The organism is Pseudomonas sp. URIL14HWK12:I6 (assembly GCF_000514195.1).
In the GTDB taxonomy this organism is placed as follows: Bacteria; Pseudomonadota; Gammaproteobacteria; order Pseudomonadales; family Pseudomonadaceae; genus Aquipseudomonas; species Aquipseudomonas putida_A.
Genome location: NZ_AZVL01000013.1, coordinates 155,381 through 179,559 on the forward strand (window position 1 = coordinate 155,381; position 24,179 = coordinate 179,559).

Genomic DNA, 24,179 nt, shown 5'->3' on the forward strand with positions numbered 1-24,179 from the left:
GGGCGACGGTGTCAGTGGGAATGACGCGGGACTTCCGCCCCTCGGCAACCTACCAGGAAGTCGAAGTCACAGCCCTGATCCGCCTGCAGCACATGGTCGATGTACAGCTGACGATAGCCGCCGACCAGTAGCTGCTGCGGTGGTTGCAGATCCGCCATGCGCGCCGCCAGTTCGGCATCCGGAATGTCCAGATGCAAACGCCCGCTGGCACAATCCAGCTCGATCCAGTCGCCTTCCTGCACCACCGCCAACGGCCCGCCGGCTGCCGCTTCCGGGGCGACGTGCAACACCACCGTGCCGTACGCGGTGCCGCTCATTCGCGCATCAGAAATGCGCACCATATCGGTCACACCCTGCGCCAGCAGCTTGGCCGGCAAGCCCATGTTGCCGACCTCGGCCATGCCCGGATAACCCTTCGGCCCGCAGTTCTTCATCACCAGAATCGAATCTTTATCGACATCCAGTTCCGGATCATTGATCCGCGCCTTGTACATGTCGAAGTTCTCGAACACCACCGCACGACCGCGATGTTGCATCAGCTCAGGTGTGGCGGCGGACGGCTTGAGCACCGCACCGAGCGGCGCCAAATTGCCGCGCAGCACGCAGATGCCACCGTCAGCGCGGATTGGATTGTCGAGGGTGCGGATCACTTCGTCCTCGCCGTAGATCGGCGCGTCTTTGGTGTTCTCGCCCAGCGATTTACCGTTGACGGTCAGCGCATTGGGATTGGGGATCAGATTGGCTTCGCCGAGACGCCGCAGCACCGCCGGCAAGCCACCGGCGTAGTAAAACTCTTCCATCAGGAAACGCCCGGACGGTTGCAGGTCGACGATGGTCGGCATGCCGCGTCCGATACGGGTCCAGTCGTCCAGATCCAGCTCGACACCGATGCGCCCGGCGATGGCTTTCAGGTGAATCACTGCGTTGGTCGAACCGCCAATAGCCGCGTTGACCCGAATGGCGTTTTCAAAGGCTTCCTTGGTCAGGATTTTCGACAGGCGCAAGTCTTCGCGCACCATCTCCACCGCGCGCATGCCGGACATGTGCGCCAACACGTAACGTCGCGCATCGACGGCCGGAATCGCCGCGTTGTGCGGCAACGACGTGCCCAGTGCTTCGGCCATGCAGGCCATGGTCGACGCGGTGCCCATGGTGTTGCAGGTACCCGCCGAGCGCGACATGCCGCCCTCGGCCGCGAGGAAGTCGTCGATGGTGATGGTGCCGGCCTTGACCTGCTCGCTGAGCTGCCAGACCACGGTGCCGGAGCCGATGTCCTTGCCCTTGTGCTTGCCGTTGAGCATCGGCCCGCCGGTGACGACGATCGCCGGCACATCGCAACTGGCCGCGCCCATCAGCAGCGCCGGGGTGGTCTTGTCGCAGCCGGTCAGCAGCACCACGCCGTCAATCGGGTTGCCGCGAATCGCTTCCTCGACGTCCATGCTCGCCAGGTTGCGGGTGAGCATGGCGGTCGGGCGCAGGTTTGACTCTCCATTGGAGAACACCGGGAATTCCACCGGAAAGCCACCGGCCTCGATCACCCCGCGTTTGACGTGCTCCGCAATCTGGCGGAAATGCGCGTTGCACGGGGTCAGTTCCGACCAGGTGTTGCAGATGCCGATGATCGGCTTGCCATGAAACTGGTGGTCGGCGATGCCCTGATTCTTCATCCAGCTGCGGTACATGAAGCCGTTCTTGTCGGCAGTGCCAAACCATTGGGCCGAGCGCAGGGTGGGTTTCTTCTCAGACATGATCGATTCTCTTATTGTAAGACTATTGTTTGCGAGTTACGGCTAAACATAAGCGCAAAATCGCCGCTTTGGAAGTGTTGTTGGGTAATTAGTATTACTATATAGTCGTTTTCGACGGAGGGATTGGCCCTGGCGGTTTTCCGCGAGAGGCGTCCCCCGAGGTTCTATAAAAACAACAATCGGAGACCGATCCCATGAGCCAGGAACTGCGGCTTGTTCGCCGCATCACGCTGAAACTGATTCCCTTCCTGATCCTGCTGTACCTGATCGCCTATGTGGATCGCTCCGCCGTCGGCTTCGCCAAACTGCACATGGGCGCCGACATCGGCATCGGTGATGCGGCCTACGGTCTCGGTGCCGGGCTGTTTTTCATCGGCTACTTTCTTCTCGAAATCCCCAGCAACCTGATGCTCGAGCGCTTCGGTGCGCGGCGCTGGTTCGCGCGGATCATGATCACCTGGGGCGCGATCACCATCGGCATGGCGTTCGTCCAGGGGCCGCACAGTTTCTACGTGATGCGCTTTCTGCTCGGCGCGGCGGAGGCGGGGTTCTTCCCTGGCGTTCTCTACTACATCACCCAATGGTTCCCGGTGCGCCATCGCGGCAAGATCCTCGGCCTGTTCATCCTCTCCCAGCCGATCGCGATGATGATCACCGGCCCGGTGTCCGGCGGCTTGTTGGGCATGGACGGCATCCTCGGCCTGCACGGCTGGCAGTGGCTGTTCATCGTCATCGGCACCCCGGCGATCCTGCTGACCTGGCCAGTCCTGCGCTGGCTGCCCGATGGCCCGCAAAACGTGAAGTGGATGGATCAGGCCGAGAAAGACTGGCTGACCGGCGAACTGAAAAAGGATTTGCAGGAATACGGCCAGACCCGTCACGGCAACCCGCTGCATGCACTCAAGGACAAACGCGTGCTGCTGCTGGCGCTGTTCTACCTGCCGGTGACCCTGAGTATTTATGGCCTCGGCCTGTGGCTGCCGACGCTGATCAAACAGTTCGGTGGCAGCGATCTGGTGACCGGTTTTGTCTCGGCGGTGCCGTACATCTTTGGCATCGTCGGTCTGCTGATCGTGCCGCGCAGCTCCGACCGCATGAATGATCGCTACGGCCATCTGGCGGTGCTCTATGTACTGGGTGCGCTGGGCCTGTTCTTCAGCGCGTGGCTGACCCTGCCGGTGGCGCAACTGGCGGCGCTGTGCCTGGTGGCGTTCGCGCTGTTTTCCTGCACCGCGGTGTTCTGGACCTTGCCCGGGCGGTTCTTTGCCGGTGCGAGTGCGGCGGCGGGGATCGCGCTGATCAACTCGGTGGGCAACCTCGGTGGCTACATCGGGCCGTTCGTGATCGGCGCGCTGAAGGAGTACACCGGGAATCTGGCTTCGGGGCTGTATTTCCTCAGTGGGGTGATGGTGTTCGGTTTGATTCTTACCGGAATCGTCTACCGCGTGCTTGAGCGCAAACACGTGCTACCGGTCGAGCAGTTCGCCGCCAGTGCACGCGGTGCTACCCGAACCTGATATCAAACGAACCATCACCGCAAACCCTGTGGGAGCTGGCTTGCCAGCGATGGCGGCGGTACATCCAACATAGTGGTGTCAGACAGATTGCTATCGCTGGCAAGCCAGCTCCCACAGGGTTTTGCAGTGTTTCGAAGTTTTGTTTACAGGAGAAATTTATGCATCTGGTTCAATTCGAATTGATTGACGCCGAGCGCCGCGTCGGCGTGGTCGACAACGGGCTGATCCGCGAAGTGCAGGACGCCCGCAGCGTACGCGATCTCGCGCTGGCCGCGATTGAGGCCGGCGGCACTCTGGAGCAGCAAGTACAAACCCACGGCCTCGGCATCAGTCATGACTACGCGCAGTTGCTCAAAGACCGGCGCATCCTGCCGCCGCTGGATCACCCGGACCCGGCGCACCTGCTGGTCAGCGGCACCGGCCTCACGCACCTGGGCAGCGCCTCGGCGCGGGACAAGATGCACCAGCAGGCCGGCGACGAAGCGCAAATGACCGACACCATGCGCATCTTCAAATGGGGCGTGGAGGGCGGCAAACCGGCGGCGGGGCAGGCGGGCGTGCAGCCGGAATGGTTCTACAAGGGCGACGGCAGCATCGTCGTGCGTCCGGGCGAAGCGTTCCCGTTGCCACCGTTTGCCGAGGATGCCGGCGAGGAACCGGAAATGGCCGGGCTCTACGTCATCGGCCACGACGGCAAACCGTATCGCCTCGGTTTCGCGGTGGGCAACGAGTTCTCCGATCACGTCATGGAGCGCAAGAACTACCTGTACCTGGCCCACTCGAAACTGCGCAGTTGCAGCTACGGCCCGGAACTGCGCACCGGTGAATTGCCGCAGCATCTGGCCGGCAGCAGCCGCATCCTGCGTGACGGCGAAGTGCTGTGGCAAAACGAATTTCTCAGCGGCGAAGCCAACATGTGCCACAGCCTCGCCAACCTCGAATACCACCATTTCAAATACCGCCAGTTCCTGCGTCCCGGCGACGTGCACATCCACTTTTTCGGCACCGCGACCCTGTCGTTCGCCGATGGCATCCGCACCCAACCGGGCGACCGGTTTGAAATCAGCCAGGCCGAATTCGGCGCACCGCTGGTCAACGGCATCGCCCCGGCAGCAGCGGCTTATCAACCGGACAGCATCGGCACCCTTTAAGGAGCTCCCATGACTCAGATTCTTGGCCACAACTACATCGGCGGACAGCGCAGCGCAGCGGGCAATGTGAAACTGCAAAGCGTCGACGCGACCACCGGCGAACAGCTGCCGTACGATTTCATTCAAGCGACTGAAGCCGAAGTCGATGCCGCCGCCAAAGCCGCCGCCGCAGCGTACCCGGCCTATCGCAGCCTCAGCGCCGAGCGCCGCGCACAGTTTCTCGACGCGATTGCCGATGAGCTGGATGCCTTGGGTGATGATTTCGTCGCGCTGGTCTGCCGTGAAACCGCGCTGCCGGCTGGGCGGATTCAGGGCGAGCGCGGGCGTACCAGCGGGCAGATGCGCCTGTTCGCCAAAGTCCTGCGGCGCGGTGATTTCTACGGTGCGCGAATCGATTTGCCATTGCCGGATCGTCAGCCATTGCCGCGTCCAGATCTGCGCCAATACCGCATTGGCCTCGGCCCTGTCGCAGTGTTCGGTGCGAGCAACTTCCCGCTGGCGTTCTCGACGGCCGGTGGCGATACCGCTGCGGCGCTGGCCGCCGGTTGCCCGGTGGTGTTCAAGGCCCACAGCGGCCACATGGCAACCGCTGAACTTGTCGCCGATGCACTGATTCGCGCCGCCGAAAAAACCGCGATGCCGGCAGGCGTTTTCAACATGATCTACGGCGGTGGCGTTGGCGAATGGCTGGTCAAGCATCCGGCGATCCAGGCAGTGGGTTTTACCGGTTCGCTCAAGGGCGGTCGGGCACTCTGCGACATGGCAGCGGCGCGGCCGCAACCGATCCCGGTGTTCGCCGAGATGTCGAGCATCAACCCGGTGATCGTTCTGCCTCAAGCCTTGGCTGAGCGCTCGGAAACCATTGCCCGCGACCTGACCGCTTCGGTGGTGCAGGGCTGCGGCCAGTTCTGCACCAATCCGGGTTTGGTCATTGGTATTCGCTCGCCGCAGTTCAGCGCCTTCGTCCAGCAAGTCTCCGGGCTGATTGGCGACCAACCGGCGCAGACCATGCTCAACGCCGGCACCCTCGGCAGCTATGGCAAAGGTCTGCAAAGGTTGCTGGCGCATCCCGGCATCGAGCATCTGGCGGGTAATGCGCAGCAGGGAAGTCAGGCGCAGCCGCAACTGTTCAAGGCAGACGTCAGCCTGTTGATCAACGGTGATGAAGTGCTGCAGGAAGAAGTGTTCGGCCCGACCACGGTGATCGTCGAAGTAGCGGACAAGGCCGAGTTGAGCGCGGCGTTGCAGGGCCTCCACGGCCAACTGACCGCGACGATGATCGGCGAACAAGCCGACTTCGAACGCTTCCCGGAACTGACGCCGCTGCTCGAACAGAAAGTCGGGCGGATCCTGCTCAATGGCTATCCGACGGGTGTGGAAGTGTGTGATTCGATGGTGCATGGCGGGCCGTATCCGGCGACGTCGGATGCGCGCGGAACGTCGGTGGGGACGCTGGCGATCGACCGGTTCCTGCGCCCGGTGTGCTTCCAGAATTACCCCGACAGCTTGCTGCCGGAACCGCTGAAGAATGGCAATCCGTTGCGCATTCAGCGGCTGGTGGATGGCAAGCCCTCGCGCGACGCCTTCTAACCCACACCGCAAATCCCCTGTAGGAGTGAGCCTGCTCGCGATAGCGGTTTCACATTCGACATCTTGGTTGGATGACACACCGCCATCGCGAGCAGGCTCACTCCTACAAGGGCCGGGCACGACAATGAGCTATCATTGGCCCTTTCCCCCCTAAGAAAGACTGTTTGCCATGACTGCCCAAACCCTTCTCAACGCCCTCGAACACTGCGGCATGGTCGAAATCGATGGCTTGCATGCCTTCGAATTCGCCCTCGACGAAGACGACAACCTGCACATCGAATGTATCGATGGCCGCACGGCCAAGCATTGGGAGTTCACCCCGGCGCAGGTTACGGCGGCGACGTTTGACGAAGATCTGCAGAGCTGGCTGATCATTGGCTACGCCAGCGACACCAAGACCACCGGCGAGCACCGTCTGGTCTGCCTCGGTGATGTAGTCAGCAGCAGCGATGACGAGGAAGATGATCAATGAACATGCGTAAATTCTGGCCACTGCTGATGGCCGGCAGCGTCGGTGCGATGGGCCTGTCCAGTGCCAGCGCCGAGACCTATCAATTGCTGGTGGGCTCCTACACTGCCGGCACCAGCCAGGGTATCTATCGAATGAATTTCGATAGCGCCACCGGGCAGATTGCCGCCCAGCCACTGCAAGTGGTGAAGAGCGAAAACCCGTCGTGGCTGACCCTGTCCAAAGACCAGAAGCAACTGTTCGTGGTCAACGAAAACGGCCCCGGCCAGAAAGATCCGGTCGGCCGCGTCAGCAGCTACTCGATCGATTGGAAGACCCACGCCCTGACCCTGATCAATCAAGTGCAGAGCCTGGGCAACGAGCCGACCCATTCGAGCCTCAGCGGCGATGCCAGCCATCTGTTCGTCAGCAACTATTCGGTGGTCGAAGATCCGGGTGGCACCCTCGCGGTGTTGCCGGTCGGCGCCGATGGCAAACTCAAACCGGTGGTGCAGATGAGTGCGCACCCGGCGAGCCGGGTCAATCCCGAGCGTCAGGCCTCGAACCACGTGCACTCGACGGTGTCCTCGCCGGATGGTCGCTACGTGTTCTCCAACGACCTCGGTGCGGACAAGGTCTTCATCTACCAGTTCGACCCGAAGGCCAACCCGGACCTGCCGCTGACCCCGGCGAAAACCGCTTCGGTGAGCCTGCCGGCCGGCAGTGGCCCGCGTCATCTGCTATTCAGTGCCGACGGCAAGCATGCCTGGCTGACCATGGAAATGAGCGCGCAGGTCGCGGTGTTCGACTACCACGACGGCGTGCTGACCCAGACGCAAATGGTCGATCTGGCCGCCGGTCAGCCGACCTCGGACAAAGCCGCCGCCGCGCTGCATGCCTCGGCCGATGGCAAGTTTCTCTACGTCAGCAACCGTGGCACCGCCAATCAACTGCTGGTGTTCAGCATCGATCCGGCGAACGGACAGCTCAAAGAGCTGCAAAAACGCTCAGTTGAAGGCGATCACCCGCGTGAGTTCAGCCTCGATCCGAGCGGCAAGTTTCTGCTGATCGCCAACCAGAAGAGCAACGAAATTGTCGTCGTCGAGCGCGACGCCAAGACCGGTCTGCTCGGCAAAACCGTGCAAAAACTGCCGATGGACGCCCCGAGCGATCTGAAGTTTCTAGTGCGACAATAAGCCACAGGCCCCGGTTTACGGGGCCTGTCTCGTTGTATTAATCGCGCTGATATCCGGTAATGCTACAAAGCATTTCAAGCGATCAACCCTCGAGCGTTAAGTTTGCTTCACGGCCCAACCGGGCAAAGCAAGCCAACCGAATACGAGGGTTACCGCCATGAATTTCAATCTCTTCTCTATCATCGCCGCTTCCGCCATCTCCGCCACCGTTGCATTGCCAGCCAGTGCCAGCGTTGAAATCGCCGGCAAAAAATCCCACACCCAGAGCTACACCCAGAAATATCTGCAACAGAGCGCCAACTTCTACGCCGCGCTGGATCACAAAGCCCAACACTGAAATGCCCGCTTCGAACAACTCCCTGTAGGAGCTGCCGAAGGCTGCGATCTTTTGATCTTCAACGTCAAAAGATCGCAGCCTTCGGCAGCTCCTACACGTATGTGTGATCGAAAAATCTGCGCTCGATAGGTTTTTCCCAACGCTGAGATAGAAGGTCTAAATAATCAACCAAGCTGATGTTTACTATGGCAAACCCTGAGTGGTTAGCGCGGCTTTTTTGATCGATCCTGACGGCACTGAAACATGCCCACGGAGCACATCATGGCCAGTTCAATCATTACCTCAGCCAAGCGCGGCGCCTATCTGGCCATCGGTCTTTACCTGGCCCTGGTGCTGTTTGTCAGCATCGCCGCGCAAACCCAACACAGCTTCGACGCACCGATCCAGGTCGCACACCCCGGCATCCAGTTCGAACACCGCGCAGACGTGCTGGTTGATCGCGCTGAACTCGCAGGAGTGGGCGGCGCATGAAAGGCTACAGACTCTGGGTCATCGCCAGCCTGGCACTGATGACCAATGGTGCGGCGTTGCTCGGCTTTGGCCAAGGCTCGGTGGGTGCGCTGGCTCGGGCCATAGAGGCCAATCACAGCATCGCGCACAACATCGAACGGGCCAACTCCCAAGGGTTGCTGGCCGGCAATCCGCCAATCAAGGCTGAGGTCGATTTTCTCGGGCCGTTTGAAGTGGATTGCATGGCACTAGGCATGTGCAACGCCTTGGCTTAGACAACCCGATCATTGTGGTGAGGGGATTCATCCCCGATGGGCCGCGAAGCGGCCCCAGACCCGGCGAACCGGATTATTCTGATACACCGAGGTGTCTGATTTCAGGGCAGCTTCGCCGCCCATCGGCGATGAATCCCCTCGCCACAAGGAGTTCGGTTTACTTCTTCATGATCGCCGTGAACAGCTCGGACTCAAGAAAACCTTGCAACCACGCTTGCAACCGCACATAAGGCGTCTGCGCAAACCACTCGCGATCAACATGCGCAAACTGCCGAACGAACGGCAGCAACGCGATATCTGCAAGGCACGGATGATCACTCAGCAAATAATCCCGACCTTCAAGCAACCCATCCAGCCTCTGCAAAAACAACGCCCCCTCAGCCCGATAAACCTCCATCGGCTGCTCGGGATAGCGCTCGGCGTATTTGTAGCGGTTCAAATGCACCTTGAATGCCTGATCGTTGGCTTCGATCAACTCGGCAATCCGTGAATCACCGCCGAGTAGCCAATCGTCCGGATCATTCTGTGCCAACGCCCAGCGCATGATCTCCAGACTTTCATCAATCACCTGTCCATTGGCATCCAGCACCGGCACCGTGCCTTTGGGCGAGATCGCCAGCATCTCGGCCGGTTTGGCCTTGAGTCTGACTTCGACGATTTCCACCGGCACGCCCGAATAGCGCAGGGCCATCCGCGCGCGCATCGCGTACGGGCAGCGGCGGAACGAGTACAGCGTGTTCATTTCACCTCCAGCGTACTCAAGCCGTTGCCTTGGCGTTGCACCTGAATCTGCACCGGAATCCGTTCGTGCATTTCCTGCACGTGGGAAATCACCGCGACTTTGCGTCCCTGGGCCTGCAAGCCATCGAGGGCGTCCATGGCCAGTTGCAGCGATTCCGGATCGAGGCTGCCGAAGCCTTCGTCGATGAACAGCGATTCGATTTTCAGCGTGCTCGAGGCCATCGATGCCAGCCCCAGTGCAAGGGCCAGCGACACGAGGAAAGTCTCGCCGCCGGACAGCGAATGCACCGAGCGCAATTCGTCGCCCATTTCGGTATCCATCACCAGCAGGCCGAGCATGCTGCCGCCGCGTTTCAGGCGATAGCGTTTGACCAGTTGGCGCAACTGCACGTTGGCGTGATGTACCAGCAGGTCGAGGTTGTAGGCCTGGGCGATCTTGCGGAAGGTGTCACCGGTGGCCGAGCCGATCAACGCATTCAAACGCGCCCAGCGCTGGTACTCGGCATAGGCGTCGGCAATCTGCTGCGCGAGTGCCTGATTGGCGTTTTTCCGGCGCTGATCTTCGGCCTGTTCGGCGCGCAGTTCGGCGCACTGTTGCTCGCTGAGGTTGAACTGGTTTTGCAGATCAGCGAGGGCGCTGGCGAGTTGTTCGGCATCGAGATTGCCGTTGTGCTGCGCCTGATGATCGGCCAGACGCTGATCACGTTCCTGCAGCAGCACCTTGGCCTGTTCGATGGCTTTTTCGTTGTGCTGCAAGCGCTGGCGCAATTCGCTGAGCTGCGTGTCATCGACGCGCAACAGGTCTTCGAGGCCGCCGTCATCCAGTTCAGGATGGCGTGCGCGCCAGTCGGCAATCTTCTGCGTCAGATCGTCGTTTTCACTTTGCAGCGCCTGCCAGCGTTCTTGCTGAGCCTTGAGTTCGGCACTGATCTGCACCCGTTGCGTGCGCACGCTCTGCAGTTCCGCAGCGGTGCTGGTTTCGGCGTTGCGCGCCTGTTCCACAGTCTGTTCCAGTTGCTGCTGCCAGTGCTCGGCGCTGCTGTGTTCGCCCAGCAGTTGCGCGAGTTTTTCCTGACTGGCCTGTTGCTGCTCGGACAGTGCACTGAATTGCTGCTCGGCGCTTTGCAACTGCTGTACGCGGCTGAGCTGGCGATCCTGTTCTTTCTCCAGCGTCTGCTGGCGTTGTTGCTGTTCGGCCAACTCTTCCTTCTGCTGATCAACCTGCGCCAGGCGCTCGGCAATCTGCCGGTCCAGCTGCATGAAGGTTGCCGCTGGCTCGACGCGCAAGGCTTCGAGGGTGTCGGCCGGCAGCAGGCTGGCGAACGCAGCGAGCTCTTCGTCGAGACGCTGACGGTCGCTGCTCAGTTCGCGTTGTTGGTTGCTCAGGTGCTGCGCCGCTTGCTGATGCGCGGTTTCGGCATTGCGCAGTTGCTGGGTCAGACGCGCCGCGTCCTGTTGCAGGGTGAGCAGGGCGCTCTGGCGTTGTTCGTCCTGGGTGATGCTCTGATTCAGTTGATCGTTTTGCCGGGTCAGCCAGGCGTCGCGTTTGTCGGCGTCCTGGTTCAGTAACTGAGCGGACAGCGGATGGGCGTCGAGGCTCGGCGCTAGTGCCTGTTGTTGCGCGACCAGTTGTTCCTGTTGTTGCAGCAGCTCCTTTTGTTGAGCGATCACGCCACCGACTTCGGCGCGCAGTTCGATGAGCTTTTCCTTGAGCTGATCGACCACTTGCTGGGCGTTGGCCTGTTCGCTTTCATCATGACGGCCGAGGCTTTGCAGCAGCGCTTCCGGCTGATGATACGGATGCTCGTTGCTGCCACAGACCGGGCACGGCTGATCGTCCTGCAACTGCGTGCGCAGCTCTTCGACACTGGCGCTGCGGGCCAGACGCTGGCGCTCGAGCAGTTCACGGGTGACGTTGAGGGTTTGTTCGGCGACGGTCAGCTCGGCCTTGGTTTTCACCCCGTCCTGGGTCAGACGTTCACGTTCCTGCTGTGCATCGAGCAGGCGCTGTTGCAGCTCTACGCCGCGTTTTTCCAGCTCCTGCTGGCTGGCCCACAACCGCGTCAGATCTTCGATGGCACGCAGTTGTTTGCGGTTGTCCTGCAACAGATTGCCGAGGATACCGATCTGCTCGGCGACGGCATCCGGCTCGGCGCCGGCCTCTTTGAACAGCACTTCCAGTTGCTGTTTTTGCGTGGCCAACGCGTCGGCGCTGTGCGCGGCGTTCTGTGCGAGGGTCGCCAGTTCGGCCTGGCCCTTGTTCAGGCGATTGCCGATCAGCATCAGCTGTTGCAGGCGATCGCGATAGGCATTCCACGCATCGCTGAGCGGTGCCAGATCGGCACTTTGTTCCAGCTCGGCGGCGATTTTCTGCAAGCGCTCAGCGACTTCGGCCTGTTTCGTCTGCAACGCTTGAATCGCGCTCTGGCCTTCGGTGCAGGCTTGCTCGGCGGACTGCCGGGTCTCGGCGCTGAGTGCGGTGTCCTTGGCGAGGCGGGCGAGGGTGCTTTGCTCATCGAAGGCCTGACGCAGCAGCGGGGCACTTTCGCTGTGCCGCTGCTGCGCTTCGCTCAGGGCGATTTTCGCCGCATCCAGCGCCTGTTCCAGTTGCGTCTGGCGCTCGTTGAGCTCGCCGTGTTGCTGGGTATGCGCGGCAATTTGTGCGGCCAGCGGCGTCAGCTGCACATCGAGTTCAGTCTTGCGCGCGAACTGGTGACGTTGCGGGGCGAGTTGTTCCAGGCGCGTCAGTTTCAGGCGTTCACCCGCCAGACCTTCCCACTGTTGCTGCGCACTGTGCAGTTGCTCGGCGGCGGCTTGCTGCGCGTCCTGCAACTGGCGCAAATCCTTGAGCCAGCTGTGCTGTTGTTCCAGTTGCTTGAGTTGCGCCTGCTGCAACTTCAACTGTTGCTGGGCAGCGTTGAAACGCTCATCCAGTTCGGCCCGGGCTTCGGGGGCCAGCGGGGTGACGCCGGTGGCTTGATCCTGCAACAACTTGTGCGCTTCGCGGGCCTCTTTGGTCTTGTCGAAGGCGCGGCGGCCAAGACGAGTGTAGAGCGCGGTGTCGGTGAGTTTTTCCAGCAGTTCGCTGCGGTCGTTGTCGTCGGCCTTGAGAAATGCGCTGAACTCACTCTGGGCCAGCAGCACGGCACGGGTGAACTGTTCGAAGTTCAGGCCCAGCGCGGCTTCGAGCTGGGTCTTGTATTCGCCTTTCTGGCTGGCGAGCAGTTGATCCTGATCGATGTCGCGCAGGCTCTGCCGGCTGGCCTGCAACTTGCCGCCGGCCTTCTCCCGGGCACGGTTGGCTTCCCAGCGCGCACGGTAACGGCGGCCATCGACGCCGACGAAATCCACTTCGGCATAACCTTCACCAGTGCCGCGCCGCAGCAAGGTGCGCGGGTCGCCGGTGGCGATTTCGCCGTCGGCATCCGGAACCTTGGCGTCACGGCCAGTGTTGTTCAGGCGCGGCACGGCGCCAAACAACGCCAGGCACAGGGCATCGAGCAAGGTACTTTTACCGGCGCCGGTCGGTCCGGTGATCGCGAACAAACCGGCACTGGCCAACGGCTCGGCAGTGAAATCAATCTCGAACGGCCCGGCCAGCGAGGCGAGGTTCTTCAAGCGAATGGCGAGAATCTTCATGGCTGCTCGCCCTCCAGTTGTACGTCCTGCAGCAGTTCGGCGAAGTCCTTGAGCGTCTGCTCATCGACCTCATTGCCGTAGTTGTCGAGCCAGGCGCGGCTGAACAGCTCCTGCGGAGTGAGTTGATCCAGTTCGACCAGCGCGCTGCCGTCGTCGCTGCCATCGGCGCCACGGTTGCCGGCGTACTCGGCGGCGATCCGTACCAGTCGCACGGCTTTGCCTTGCAGGGCGTTTTCCACCTGATGGCGCAGATCCGGCTGCGGCTCATCGAGGGTCACGCGCACTTCCAGCCATGGCTGGCGCTGGGTTTCGGCGAGCAGATCGATGTTCGGCAGGTCGGCCAGTTGCAGCAGGATCTCCGCCAGCGGCGCCGGGCCGATGCGTTGCAGGTTGACCGAGCGCGGGATCAGTTTCGGTTCGACGCTGACCAGGGTTTCGCCATCGAGGGTGACGTCGAGAATCTGGTGCTGATAACCGATCTCCGAAAACGACAACGGAATCGGCGAGCCGCTGTAGCGAATGCGTTCTTCACCGTTGACCTTCTGCGGCTTGTGCAAATGGCCGAGGGCGACGTAGCTGATGCTCGGCCCGAACAGGCTGGCGGGCAGCGCTTCGGCGTTACCGATGATCAGGCTGCGCTCGGAGTCTTCCGAGACCGAGCCGCCAGCCATGTGCGCGTGGCTGATGGCGACCAGCGCCTGACCGGGTTTGCGCTTGGCGTTGGCCGCTTCGATCAGCCATTCATGCACCTGACCGATGCCGCGCAAATAGTTGTCGCCCAGATGCGCACCGGTCACCTCGGCTGGACGCAGGAATGGCAGCGCCAGGCACCAAGCGGCGATTTCGCCTTGGGCATTCGGCAGTGGCAGCAGCAGCCGTTCGGCGTCGAGCTGGCCGTCATCCAGCCACAACACCCGCCCCAGCGCATGGGTGCGCAAGCGGCGCATCAACGGCGCCGGCAGTTCGATGCGCGAGCCGGAATCGTGGTTGCCGGCAATCATCACGATGGTCAGCAACGGCTGCTGCTCGTGAGCGCTGACGATGAAGTCGTAGAGGCGTTCCTGGGCTTTGACCGGCGGATTGACCGTGTCAAAGATGTCCCCGGCAATCAGCAGCACATCCGGCTGCGCCAGTTGCAGTTGGCGCAGCAGCCATTCGAGAAAGCACGCATGCTCGAAATCGCGCTCCTGGCCGTGCAGGTTTTGCCCAAGGTGCCAGTCGGAGGTGTGGAACAGACGCAAGGTGGACTCCGCTACATAAACAGGTGATGGCCGCGGGGAAATGATGGGCGGCTAAAGAGGGGGGAGTTTACTGGCAAACGGGCGGACTTGCCCAAAGGCTTGAGAGATCAGGAGGTCGTGGCGGATGCCGTCTGTCGCTACTGTCAGATCTGACAGTAGCTGGCCGGCAGCTTCGGGTGATGGGATACCGCAGTCGCCAAGGCGTGAGGCCGGGGCTTTCAGTCACTTGAGGATTTGCTTGTATGAAAACGCAATCACCAACAGCCTCTACGTCTTCTGATCCAGGCGTGAGCGCGCTCAAGCCCATAAGGATCACCAAACTCAAGACTCCCGTGCAGGGCTATGACGGTGGTTTGCCGGTGGCCGCCGTGGAGGGAGGCGTCGAATTTCTGGTTCCTCCCTGGCTGGTTATGGAGGCGGGTGATCTGCTTGAGGTGTTCTGGGGCGACCTGCAGGCGCCGGTCTGGAGTAAAGACATCGAGCCGGAAGATGAAAACGAACTCATCAAAGGGGTTATCGATGAGGGGCATATCCGCAGAGGGGAGGCCTATCCGGTTTTTTATCGAGTGACCCGGCCGTTTCAGGAACCTGAGTCAACACCGCTGCAAAGGTTCTTCGTCAAACTGGATCGCCCCGGCGGCTTCGATGACGACCAGTCAACGCCCGGCAACCAGAACCTGTGCTACCACATTCTCCAAAGCATCATCGACAACGGCGTCGGCCCCGGGGAGGCCGCGGCGGGTGTGCCGATCACGATCCTGCCGTACCCCTTCATGCGTATCAACGACCGTGTCAAAGTGGCGTGGGGCAGCGTAGAGAAAAACGTCCTTGTCGAGCAAAAACATATTGGCGACCCTGACGACCCTGACTACAGCCCGCTGGTCGTGACCATCGATCAAGCACTGATCGAGGAGGCGGGCGACAGCGCCGGGGTGATCGTGGTGTACCAGGTGATCGATGAGTGTGGCAATTATCCGGATCCACGGTCACCGTGGTCGGCGGAAACCCGCATCTTGGTGGATCTGAAAGGAAGTCGTCTGGATGCGCCTATCGTGCTGGAGGCCGATCCTGTCAGCAATGTCATCGATCTCGACGAGTTGCAAGATGACGATGTGAACGTTCTGGTCAATACCCCCGCTAGCGTCTTCAAGTTGCAGGACATTGTCGCATTGACCTGGCAAGGCACTAACGCCGAGGGCGCGCCGATCAATCATGGCCCGCTGGAGTTGCCGGTGACGCGAGTCGGCGTTGCGCTGACGTTCACTGTCCCGAACGACAAGGTGTGGGCCATCGCCAAAGGCCGGGCCAGTGTCTCTTACGTACTCAAGCGAACAGGCGAGGCTGATCGGCCGTCGAAGAGTGTCGGTATCTCGGTAGAGGGGGAGGCCATCCGTCTGCCGGCTCCTACGGTGGATGAAGCCCCCGCCGGTACGCTGGACCCGAACGAGCATTGGGCCACCGTGCGCATTCCATGGTTTGCGGGACGCGCCGCCAGTGACCTGTTGACGCTGATCTGGGAGGCCACGCGTCCCGGCGGCGGCATCGTCTATTACGAAGACCCGCGCCCGGTTGGCGATGTGCCGGATGACGAGCCGGTGTTGCGCAATGTCTCGAACGCGGAGATCCAGCGTTTCGACGGCTTGCAGGTCTCGGTGTTTTACACCGTTGCCAATGATGATGAGGCGACACTCAACGTGCGCGAGTCGTTGCGGTTCGAGATGCAGGTGGGCGAAGTGCAACCGCTGTTCGTGACGCCGCGCGTGGAGGAGGCGGTGCCTGGCACGTCGTTGATCGATCCGGAAGCCGTCCCGCCGTTGGGCTGTAAATTGATTGTGCCGTATCTGCAGACACAGCCCGAAGACCTGGTGAATTATCGCTGGCGCGGTACGGGCGGTAACGGCAGCACCAGTGGTTCACTGCGTCTTACAGCGCAAACTGCGGGTAAGGAAGTGCCGTTCACGGTGCCGAAACAGTTTGTGACCAACAACCTCAATCGCCGGATCGTCATCGACTATTTCATCGTGCGTGACGGCAAGACCCTGGGTTACTCCTTTCCACTGACCTTGCGGGTCGGCAATACCCTGCTGGATTTCGATCCGCCCTCAATTGACGACGCGCGCGGCGACCAGATTGATGCGAGCGCGGTGCCAGCGGTAGGTGCAACCGTGCGTCTGGCTGCGGCGTATGGCCTGAGGGCGGGCGACAGCGGCGAGATCCGCTGGATCGGCGTTGCCGGCGGCGGCACGGCCATCGTGCCGTTTCGCGTGGAAAGCGGAGAAGCGGGGCGCGACAAACTGGTCAGCGTGCCGCAGTCGGTGGTGTTGGCCAACGTCGGGCGGGAGATCTCGCTGGACTGCACCGTGGTGCGTCAGGCCGGTGGTCGCCAGTATTCGCGCGTGGCGGTTTATGACGTGCGTGCATCGCTGGGGACAGGCCGGTTGCTGGTGATGGGCGCGCGCTCGCGGGGTAATTACCAGATGTATGGCGGCGGGACTGCGTGGTTGACCGCGCTGGATGCAACCACCCGGCAGCCGGTCAAGGCCTGGTGGCGGTATAACGGCGAGGAGGGCGAGGTCAGTGGCACGACGTTCCGTGACACTCGACCGGATCGGCTGCTGCATGTGCGGATCAGTGATGATCAGGTGACAATCAATCCGCAGAACCTGTGCGGGAACGGGAATTTTATAGCCAGCCAAGAAGAAAATAGCGCCGCCTTTGCGGCGCGCACCGAACGTGGAGCCCTGGTGGCATGGGGTAAGCCTGCCCGTGGTGGGGATCTGGGGGATTCGTTACCGGCCATTTCTGATGCCATATCGCTGAGTGCTTGCGGTTATGCCTTTGCGGCACGACAGGCCTCGGGTGCGGTAGTGGCTTGGGGGCTGAGTGGAAACGGAGGAGAGGTGTCGGAACCCATCAGTCCTTTGCGGGATATCGTAGCGGTAAGCGGCAACGGTTATGCGTTTGTCGCGCTACGTCGTGATGGGAGTCTGGTGGCGTGGGGAAGCCCTACTTGGGGTGCAGCACTTCCAGAGCCGGTAGCTGCACTGAGGGATGTCGTCAGAGTGATTGGCAACCTCCACGCCTTTGCTGCGCTTCGGGCTAATGGTTCGGTGGTGGCTTGGGGGCACCAAACCCATGGAGGTAATGTGCCTGCGGCCATCGCGGCGTTGATTGACGTTGTTGATGTAGTCGCTACCGACTACGCCTTTGCAGCCCTGCGTGCCAATGGTGCTGTAGTTGCATGGGGAGACTACGGTTACGGGGGATCCGTGCCTGGCAGGATCAAACTGCTTACAGACATTGTGGAACTGAGTGGGGCCGAAGCAGCCTTTGCCGCACGACGCAGCAATGGAAGCGTTGTTGCTTGGGGGTACCCTTCAGCTGGCGCAAGCGTTCCTGCGCCGATCGCCTTATTGACAGACATCCGCACGGTAACGGGTAACGAATGGATCATTCGTTGCACTGCTCGGCAGCGGGCGTGTCGTGGGATGGGGACGTCAGGCAATCCCAACACCGATTGCATTACTGGCTGACGTCGTACAGGTGGTATGCGGGGGAGTTGCTTTTGCTGCGCTGCGAGCCAACGGCACCGTTGTAGCCTGGGGGACCGCTGATCGAGGTGGTGAGATCCCGGATTACATTGCCGCAAGACTGGTCAACGTCCGCGCCATTTATGGCAACACCCATGCCTTCGCCGCACTGACCTCCAGCGGCGAGGTCGTGACCTGGGGCCGTGGCCCGGCCGGCGGTAACAGCGATGCCGTCGCCGACCAGCTCAACGGCAAAATCTTCTACGAAGCTACAGCGCTGTCCCGTGGTTTGGGAATGCGTGAGACACGACTGCTTGAAGCGGCGGAAAGTGAACAAACCTCATAACACCGTCAACGCCTGAAAGATCGCAGCCTGCGGCAGCGCCTACACGGACTAAATATAGGAGCTGCCGCAGGCTGCGATCTTTTGCTTTTTACTTCGGATAAAGCGGCGGCAACCCACTGTCACCCACCGGATCCTGCACCCGCTCCGCCGCCGGAATGGTACGAATCGCCCGCCACAAATCCTCACCCTGCCAATGCTGCCCCGTCTCGCTGTACAGCGCGCCATTGAGCCCATCCAGCGCGTCCGACAACGGCACAAACCGCGCCGCCATATCGGCCAGTGTCTCCGGCTGCTGCCGCGCCCATGCATCCAGTGCCTGCCGGGTCGCTTGCGGATCATTCGCCTGGCACGCCCGTTTGATGTCGTCCAGCAAGGTGCGCGGGCTCGGCCCGGTTTGTGCGGCGCGATGCACCGCCGGTTGCCAGCGCGCGCGCCACCACAGGCCGAAGCCGAGCAGGGTAGTGCAGGCGAGGATCAAGGTGCTGAGTTTCCACCACCACAACACATCATTATCGGCGGCGTTCGCTTGTAATGTGCCGGCCGGGGTGTCGACCTGCAGGCTCGGGTTGTTCGCCACTTGCAGGGTGCGCGCCGGCAGGCTGGTGTGTTCCAGATGATCTTCGAAGGTGTTCCACCAGATCACGTCGACGGTCGGCAACTCGATCGCGCCGCTGCGGCTGGGCACCAGCGCTTCGCGTTCTTCACGGCTGCCGATCAGGCCGCGCTCGCCGCTCTGGTTGCTCAGCACCGGTTGATCCGGGTAGCGGCGCAGGCCATTGGCTTCGGTACCGGGCAGGGCCGGCAACTGCGAACTGGCCAGGCCTTCGGCTTTCAGGGTCAGGCTGCGGGTCAGGGAGTCGCCGACCTGAAGATGATCCGGCTCCGGGTTCCAGCTTTCGCTCAGGCTCAGGCTGCGTGCGGGCAACCACGGCGCATCGGCCGGGTAGGTCAGCGGTTTCGGTTTGACCGTCAGCGGAATCTCTGAGGAGCTGACGTGCAGCAGCTTGCCCGGTTTCGGGCCCTGCGCGGTCGCGTCCTGAGCGGGTTGGGTATCGACCAGTGTGGCGCTGAAGGTCTGCGGGGCGATGGTCAGCAAACCGCTGTGCTGCGGGTAGATCGCATAGCGCATCTCGATCACGCCATGGCGCACGCCGTTGATGTCTTTCTCGTAGGTGCGGGTGTCGCCCAGTTGCTCGATACGCGCGTCGGCGATCTGCAGCGGGGTCAGGCTGCTGTCGTCGTACAGCGACACCGAATGGTAGATGCGCAGGGTCAGGATCGCCTGGGCCTGCACGTAAACGCTGGACTGGTCGAGACTGGCCTCGATGAACACCGGGTCCAGGTTGTTTTTCTCTTCGCGGGTGTCGCTCTCGACCACTTGCACGGTGATCGGCTGGCTCTGCACCTCACCCAGTTGCAGCGGTGGAATGACCACGCTGCCATTCTCTTTCGGCAGCAGGGTGATGATCCAGCGCGTGGTGGCGCGGCTGTCGCCATTGAGGGTGTTCAACTGGTTGACCTGACGTGTGCCGCGCACCTCGAACAGCGGTTCCAGCGGGGTCAGGTCGGGTTTGCCGAACTGCGTGACATCACTGGTTTCAAGAGTGAGTTCGACCGTCTCGCCGGAGTTCAGGCGACTGCGATCCACGCTGGCCGTCAGCTCGGCCGCCTGGGCGGTGGCCGTGCAGAGCAGCAGGGGCAGCAAGAGAGCGGTGAAACGGGTCATCGAGTTTTTTCCTGATCCTGATGTTGTTGCTGTTCGTACCAGAATTTGCGTCGCAGCAGTTCGCCCGGGTCGTCGGGAATCTTGCCCAGCCATTGTTCCAGTGCCTGACGCTGCTCGCCTTCGAGGTTGTCTTCGCTCGGGCGCAGCGTTGGCACGGTGTCGGTTACTTCCGCGTCATCGCTGCCCGGCACTTCGTTGGGGCCTGGCTGCGGCGGGGTGGTCGGTGGCGGTTCGCTGGCCGACTCGCCGGGCTGGGCCTCGCTCGGGGTGTCACTTTTCACCGCGGGTGGTGGCGCGGTCGCTGGTGGCGATTCATCGCCGGGCACATTCGGCTGCGCCGGTTGTGGCTGTGGTTCGGCCGGTGGCGGGGTGTTCTTCTGCTTGAGCAGATTTTCCACCAGGGCCTTGTTGGTCAGCGCCGGGCGCAAATCCGGTTGCAGTTCCAGCGCCTGTTCATAGGCATCGATCGCCGCTTCCAGCTCACCACTTTTTGCCAGCGCGTTGCCACGATTGTAGTGGGCGCGGGCATCGCTGCCTTCGGCGAAACGCTGAGCGGCGCCACTGTAATCGCCGGCCTCGTACAACGCCACCCCTTGCCACTGATGATCTTCGAAGTGTTCGGCAGCCTCGGCCGGGCGTTTCTGCTTGAGCAAGTGCAGGCCCTGTTGATCGGGGCGCAGCCACAGGTCTTCGAAGTCAAAAGCGTAGCTCGGCTGCGGCAGGCACAGCAGCAATGGCAGGCAGAATAACCATCCACGTCGTCCGGCGCAGGCAGCCAGCAGCAATAGCGGCAATAGCAACCAGTAACCCTGATCGGCCCAGGTGTCGAGGCGCACGGTCTGGCCATCGTCGCGCAGGCTGCGCGGGCCATCGAGCAGGCCGAGGGCGCGCAAATCGGACTCGTCCAGTCGCGCGCTGTGGTACTCGCCGCCGACGCTGGCGAGGAATGCGCCAAGGCCCGGGCTGTCGAGTTGCGGCACGCGAATCGCGCCCTGTTCGTCCTTGAGGAAACTGCCGTCCTCCTGAGCGATCGGCGCGCCTTCAGCGGTGCCGATGCCGAGCATCAGCAGTTGCGCCGATTGCTCGCCGAGGGCGCGGCGGATGCCTTGGCGTTCTTCTTCGGTCAGCGAGGAGCCGATCAGCAGAATCCGTCCCTGACCGAGGGCGCCTTGCTTGAGCAAGGCCAATGCTTTGCTCACGCCGAGATCAGCGCGATGGCCGCTTTCCGGCATCAACGAGGGCTTGAGGGCGTCGAGCAGATTGCGACTGGTCGCCAGGTCATCCGACAGCGGCACCAGCGTGTGCGCGCTGCCGGCGTAGACGACGATCGCGGTCTGCGCATCGCTGCGCGCCTGCAACAAGTCAAACAGCTTGCGCCGGGCCTGTTCCAGTCGCGTTGGCGGCGAGTCGGTGGCGAGCATTTCCGGGGTCAGCTCCAGCACCACCACCAATGGATCGGCAGGTTTCTGGCTGGTCTGCTCGACGCGTTCCCAGCTGGGGCCGAGCAGGGCGACGATGGTCAGCAGCCACGCCACGCCGAGGGCGACCCACGGCAGTTTGCTGGTGCGCCCATTGCCTCCGCTGAGCAGCGTCGAGTGGAACGCCGGCGGCAGAATCATCTGCCAGCGTCCGGCGCGTTTCTGCCGGTGCCAGAGTTGCCAGATCAGCCAGCCGAGCAGCGGCAGGAGCAGCAGCCACCAAGGGCGGAACCAGTGCGGCCAGAGCGCGATCATCGGCGCCTCCGCAGACGCAGGCGCTTGAGACGCTCGCGCCAGTCAGGCAACGGACTTTGCAGATACAGCTCCTTGGTAAACAGGCGTTGCAGCGGGTTGTCCGGCCACAATTCGCGGGCGACCAGCAACAGGCTCAGCAGCAGGGCCAACGCCAGCGGCCACTGATACAAGGCTTTGGCAGGGCGCGCCTGGGTCGGTTGCTGGGTCACCGGTTCGAGTTGATCGAGGGTGTCGCGGATCGCTTGCAGCTCTTTGCCGTCGCGGGCGCGGAAGTATTGGCCGCCGGTGGCGTTGGCGATCGCTTTGAGGGCCGGCTCGTCGAGGTCCAGGCTCGGATTGACCCCAAGCAGGCCGGTGCTGCCACTGTCTTCGGGGTCGGCGCCGATGCCGATCGGGTAGATTTTCACCCCTTCGCTGGCGGCCAGTTTCGCCGCAGTCAACGGATCGATTTCGCCACCGTTGTTGGCGCCGTCGGTGACCAGAATCAATACCCGGCTTTGCGCCGGACGCATGCGCAAGCGCTTCAGCGCCAGACCGATCGCATCGCCGATGGCGGTGTTCTTGCCAGCGATGCCGATGCGCGCTTCATCGAGCCAGACGCGCACGGTATGCCGGTCGAACGTCAGCGGTGCCTGCAGATAGGCCTGACTGCCGAACAGGATCAGACCGACGCGGTCGCCATCACGGCTTTCAAGGAAATCCCCGAGCAGATGCTGAACCAGCGACAAGCGACTGACGTCTTCGTCCTGCCACTGCATGTCGGGAAAGTCCATCGAGCCGGACACGTCCACCGCCACCAGCAGATCGCGGCCGCTGGCGGCAATCGGCAACGGTTCGCCGAGCCATTGCGGACGCGCCGCGGCGCTCAGCAGCAACAGCCACAGCAGCAGGAACGGTGCTTGCTGGCGCCACGCCGGCAGGTTGGCGCGGGCCCGGCGCCGTGCCAGACCTTCGAGGTCGGAGAGGAAACTCACGCGCAGCGCCGGCTCGCCGCTGTCGGCCACCGGCAGCACCAGACGCATCAGCCACGGCAGCGGCAGCAGCACGAAGATCCACGGCCAGGCGAACTCAAACATGCTTGCGAATCCAGGTGTCGACGGCTTGGGTCAGGCCGGCGATGGCTTTGTCGTCGAGTTTGCATTCGGGTTTATAGGCGCCTTCGACCAGCACCATCCAGCGCGTCAGGCCGGCGGCCGGGCAACGGTTGTCGAGAAACGCCAGCCATTTGCGGCCATTGAGCGTGTGGCTCTGGCTGTAGGGGTAGTGGTTGCGGCACAGGCGTTTGAGCAGACCGTTGAGCTGCTGCAGCCAGGCCCCGGCCGGTGCGCCGTCGTAGGGTTTGGGCATCTGCGCCAGTTCGGCCAGTGCGGCGATGCGCACGGGGTCGAGCGGTTGTTCGGCGCGCACGATCGGGCGTTTCTTGATCGGAATGAAGCGGCGCAAACGCCACACGGCGAAGCCCAGCAGCGGCAGCAATAACAGCAGCAGCCACCAGCCCGGCGCCGGTGGCCAGAAGTCGATCGGCGGCGGGGAAATCAGCGGTTGCAGTTGTTCGAGGCCGTTCATCGACTGCTCCCCGGGCGCTGCGGATTGAGGAACTCGCGCATCTGCTCGACCATTTCGCTTTGCGTGCTCAACGGCATCAACAACACCCGCAGTTTTTGCGCGAGCAATTCCCAGCGGGCGATGCGTGCTTCGGCCTGAGCGCGATAGGTCTGGCGCAGCTCGAAATTGAGCGTGTCGAGTTCCAGTTGTGCGCCTCTTTCCGCGAATCTCAGCAGCCCGGCGGCAGGCAGGGCGTGGTCCAGCGGATCGGACAGCGGCAACAACAACAGATCGCAATGACGCGACAGCAGGCTTAGTTGCTGCTCGGCGCTGTCGGACAGCGCGCGCTCGTCGCAGATCACGATCACCAGGCTGCCCGGGCGCAACACCTCACGCGCCCGGCGCAGCGCCACGCCGAGGGCATCGCGGTCCGGTTCGCGTTCGCTGTGCAGCGACTGATTGACTTTCACCAGGCGGTTGAGCAATTGCAGCAGGCTCTGCTTGCTGCGACGCGGTTTGATTTCGTAATGCTCGTTGTCGCCGAACACCAGCCCGCCGACCCGGTCGTTGTGCCCCAGCGCGGCCCAGCCGATCAACGCCGCCGCTTGCGCTGCGAGCACTGACTTGAACATCAGCCCGGAGCCGAAAAACAGCCGCGTGCTTTGCTCGACCATGATAAAAATCGGTCGCTCGCGTTCTTCATGGAACAGCTTGGTGTGCGGCTCCTGCGTGCGCGCGGTCACGCGCCAGTCGATGGTGCGCACGTCGTCGCCGGCCTGATAGACCCGCACCTGATCGAAGTCCACGCCACGCCCACGGAATTTCGAGTGATGCAGACCGATCAGCGGACTGCGCTGACTGGGTGTGGAAAACAGCTGCACTTCGCGCACACGGTGGCGCATCTCGATCAGATCGGTGAGGCTGATGCGGATGCCCGGTTCGGACGGCAGGGGGGCGTTCATGGGG

Annotated in this window: 19 protein-coding genes; 10 read left to right on the top strand and 9 right to left on the bottom strand. The window is 62.2% G+C overall.

Features of this window, described 5'->3' with window-relative positions; translation table 11 throughout:
* Positions 1-11: 11 nt before the first annotated feature.
* Positions 12-1,748 (bottom strand): IlvD/Edd family dehydratase, encoded by a 1,737-nt coding sequence (locus tag H043_RS0118415; protein WP_027613081.1) that lies wholly within the window; start codon positions 1,746-1,748, stop codon positions 12-14.
* Between the two features lie 194 nt (positions 1,749-1,942).
* On the opposite strand from H043_RS0118415, the gene H043_RS0118420 reads away from it, so the two are divergent.
* The 8 genes from H043_RS0118420 (at position 1,943) to H043_RS0118455 (ending at position 8,712) form a co-directional block, all read left to right on the top strand.
* Entirely contained in the window at positions 1,943-3,265 is a 1,323-nt protein-coding gene (locus H043_RS0118420; RefSeq protein WP_007968618.1) for an MFS transporter, read from the top strand.
* Positions 3,266-3,423: 158 nt separating this feature from the next.
* Positions 3,424-4,416 (top strand): AraD1 family protein, encoded by a 993-nt coding sequence (gene araD1, locus H043_RS0118425; RefSeq protein ID WP_027613082.1) that lies wholly within the window; start codon positions 3,424-3,426, stop codon positions 4,414-4,416.
* A 9-nt stretch (positions 4,417-4,425) separates the two neighbouring features.
* Positions 4,426-6,006: an aldehyde dehydrogenase (NADP(+)) gene (locus H043_RS0118430; RefSeq protein WP_027613083.1), complete on the top strand. Its 1,581-nt coding sequence runs from the start codon at positions 4,426-4,428 to the stop codon at positions 6,004-6,006.
* 169 nt (positions 6,007-6,175) lie between these two features.
* Positions 6,176-6,478 (top strand): DUF5629 family protein, encoded by a 303-nt coding sequence (locus H043_RS0118435; protein ID WP_027613084.1) that lies wholly within the window; start codon positions 6,176-6,178, stop codon positions 6,476-6,478.
* Positions 6,475-7,650: a lactonase family protein gene (locus H043_RS0118440; RefSeq protein WP_027613085.1), complete on the top strand. Its 1,176-nt coding sequence runs from the start codon at positions 6,475-6,477 to the stop codon at positions 7,648-7,650. The genes H043_RS0118435 and H043_RS0118440 overlap by 4 nt, the downstream gene beginning before the upstream one ends.
* A 157-nt stretch (positions 7,651-7,807) precedes the next feature.
* Positions 7,808-7,987 carry a hypothetical protein gene (locus H043_RS0118445; protein WP_007968605.1) on the top strand — a complete coding sequence of 60 codons (180 nt, stop codon included), beginning with the start codon at positions 7,808-7,810 and terminating at the stop codon, positions 7,985-7,987.
* Between the two features lie 261 nt (positions 7,988-8,248).
* Positions 8,249-8,458: a hypothetical protein gene (locus H043_RS0118450; RefSeq protein ID WP_027613086.1), complete on the top strand. Its 210-nt coding sequence runs from the start codon at positions 8,249-8,251 to the stop codon at positions 8,456-8,458.
* On the top strand, positions 8,455-8,712 hold the full coding sequence (locus H043_RS0118455; protein ID WP_027613087.1) for a hypothetical protein: 258 nt from the start codon (positions 8,455-8,457) through the stop codon (positions 8,710-8,712). The genes H043_RS0118450 and H043_RS0118455 overlap by 4 nt, the downstream gene beginning before the upstream one ends.
* A gap of 157 nt (positions 8,713-8,869) precedes the next feature.
* Here the strand turns inward: H043_RS0118455 and H043_RS0118460 are convergent, their stop codons facing one another.
* Genes H043_RS0118460 through H043_RS0118470 form a run of 3 tightly spaced genes read right to left on the bottom strand, consistent with a single transcriptional unit; the run spans position 8,870 to position 14,333 of the window.
* Positions 8,870-9,454: a glutathione S-transferase gene (locus H043_RS0118460; RefSeq protein ID WP_027613088.1), complete on the bottom strand. Its 585-nt coding sequence runs from the start codon at positions 9,452-9,454 to the stop codon at positions 8,870-8,872.
* On the bottom strand, positions 9,451-13,092 hold the full coding sequence (locus H043_RS0118465; protein ID WP_027613089.1) for an SbcC/MukB-like Walker B domain-containing protein: 3,642 nt from the start codon (positions 13,090-13,092) through the stop codon (positions 9,451-9,453). The genes H043_RS0118460 and H043_RS0118465 overlap by 4 nt, the downstream gene beginning before the upstream one ends.
* Positions 13,089-14,333: an exonuclease SbcCD subunit D C-terminal domain-containing protein gene (locus H043_RS0118470; RefSeq protein ID WP_027613090.1), complete on the bottom strand. Its 1,245-nt coding sequence runs from the start codon at positions 14,331-14,333 to the stop codon at positions 13,089-13,091. Before H043_RS0118470 ends, H043_RS0118465 begins: the two co-directional genes overlap by 4 nt.
* Before the next feature lie 242 nt (positions 14,334-14,575).
* Between H043_RS0118470 and H043_RS29205 the strand changes: the two genes are divergently transcribed.
* Together H043_RS29205 and H043_RS0118480 are read left to right on the top strand one after the other, a co-directional pair.
* Entirely contained in the window at positions 14,576-17,866 is a 3,291-nt protein-coding gene (locus tag H043_RS29205) for a hypothetical protein (protein WP_155953500.1), read from the top strand.
* A 10-nt stretch (positions 17,867-17,876) separates the two neighbouring features.
* Entirely contained in the window at positions 17,877-18,209 is a 333-nt protein-coding gene (locus tag H043_RS0118480; protein WP_027613091.1) for a hypothetical protein, read from the top strand.
* A gap of 88 nt (positions 18,210-18,297) precedes the next feature.
* On the opposite strand, the gene H043_RS0118485 is transcribed toward H043_RS0118480, so the two are convergent.
* From H043_RS0118485 to H043_RS0118505, 5 genes are read right to left on the bottom strand one after another with little or no spacing between them, the layout of a single operon-like run.
* Positions 18,298-19,935 carry a BatD family protein gene (locus tag H043_RS0118485; RefSeq protein WP_027613092.1) on the bottom strand — a complete coding sequence of 546 codons (1,638 nt, stop codon included), beginning with the start codon at positions 19,933-19,935 and terminating at the stop codon, positions 18,298-18,300.
* Positions 19,932-21,668, bottom strand: coding sequence for a tetratricopeptide repeat protein (locus H043_RS0118490; protein WP_027613093.1), 1,737 nt, complete (start codon positions 21,666-21,668; stop codon positions 19,932-19,934). The genes H043_RS0118485 and H043_RS0118490 overlap by 4 nt, the downstream gene beginning before the upstream one ends.
* Positions 21,665-22,744, bottom strand: a complete 1,080-nt coding sequence (locus H043_RS0118495; RefSeq protein ID WP_027613094.1) for a VWA domain-containing protein — start codon at positions 22,742-22,744, stop codon at positions 21,665-21,667. The genes H043_RS0118490 and H043_RS0118495 overlap by 4 nt, the downstream gene beginning before the upstream one ends.
* Positions 22,737-23,234 (bottom strand): DUF4381 domain-containing protein, encoded by a 498-nt coding sequence (locus H043_RS0118500; protein WP_027613095.1) that lies wholly within the window; start codon positions 23,232-23,234, stop codon positions 22,737-22,739. Before H043_RS0118500 ends, H043_RS0118495 begins: the two co-directional genes overlap by 8 nt.
* A complete protein-coding gene (locus H043_RS0118505) occupies positions 23,231-24,175 on the bottom strand; it encodes a DUF58 domain-containing protein (RefSeq protein ID WP_027613096.1) in 945 nt (314 codons plus the stop codon). The genes H043_RS0118500 and H043_RS0118505 overlap by 4 nt, the downstream gene beginning before the upstream one ends.
* Positions 24,176-24,179 lie beyond the last annotated feature (4 nt).

Bases quoted from the DNA above. Each gene is read 5' to 3' on its own strand.
- H043_RS0118415 (WP_027613081.1), bottom strand. From the start codon at position 1,748: ATGTCTGAGAAGAAACCCACCCTGCGCTCGGCCCAATGGTTTGGCACT.
- H043_RS0118420 (WP_007968618.1), top strand. From the start codon at position 1,943: ATGAGCCAGGAACTGCGGCTTGTTCGCCGCATCACGCTGAAACTGATT.
- araD1 (WP_027613082.1), top strand. From the start codon at position 3,424: ATGCATCTGGTTCAATTCGAATTGATTGACGCCGAGCGCCGCGTCGGC.
- H043_RS0118430 (WP_027613083.1), top strand. From the start codon at position 4,426: ATGACTCAGATTCTTGGCCACAACTACATCGGCGGACAGCGCAGCGCA.
- H043_RS0118435 (WP_027613084.1), top strand. From the start codon at position 6,176: ATGACTGCCCAAACCCTTCTCAACGCCCTCGAACACTGCGGCATGGTC.
- H043_RS0118440 (WP_027613085.1), top strand. From the start codon at position 6,475: ATGAACATGCGTAAATTCTGGCCACTGCTGATGGCCGGCAGCGTCGGT.
- H043_RS0118445 (WP_007968605.1), top strand. From the start codon at position 7,808: ATGAATTTCAATCTCTTCTCTATCATCGCCGCTTCCGCCATCTCCGCC.
- H043_RS0118450 (WP_027613086.1), top strand. From the start codon at position 8,249: ATGGCCAGTTCAATCATTACCTCAGCCAAGCGCGGCGCCTATCTGGCC.
- H043_RS0118455 (WP_027613087.1), top strand. From the start codon at position 8,455: ATGAAAGGCTACAGACTCTGGGTCATCGCCAGCCTGGCACTGATGACC.
- H043_RS0118460 (WP_027613088.1), bottom strand. From the start codon at position 9,454: ATGAACACGCTGTACTCGTTCCGCCGCTGCCCGTACGCGATGCGCGCG.
- H043_RS0118465 (WP_027613089.1), bottom strand. From the start codon at position 13,092: ATGAAGATTCTCGCCATTCGCTTGAAGAACCTCGCCTCGCTGGCCGGG.
- H043_RS29205 (WP_155953500.1), top strand. From the start codon at position 14,576: ATGAAAACGCAATCACCAACAGCCTCTACGTCTTCTGATCCAGGCGTG.
- H043_RS0118485 (WP_027613092.1), bottom strand. From the start codon at position 19,935: ATGACCCGTTTCACCGCTCTCTTGCTGCCCCTGCTGCTCTGCACGGCC.
- H043_RS0118490 (WP_027613093.1), bottom strand. From the start codon at position 21,668: ATGATCGCGCTCTGGCCGCACTGGTTCCGCCCTTGGTGGCTGCTGCTC.
- H043_RS0118495 (WP_027613094.1), bottom strand. From the start codon at position 22,744: ATGTTTGAGTTCGCCTGGCCGTGGATCTTCGTGCTGCTGCCGCTGCCG.
- H043_RS0118500 (WP_027613095.1), bottom strand. From the start codon at position 23,234: ATGAACGGCCTCGAACAACTGCAACCGCTGATTTCCCCGCCGCCGATC.
- H043_RS0118505 (WP_027613096.1), bottom strand. From the start codon at position 24,175: ATGAACGCCCCCCTGCCGTCCGAACCGGGCATCCGCATCAGCCTCACC.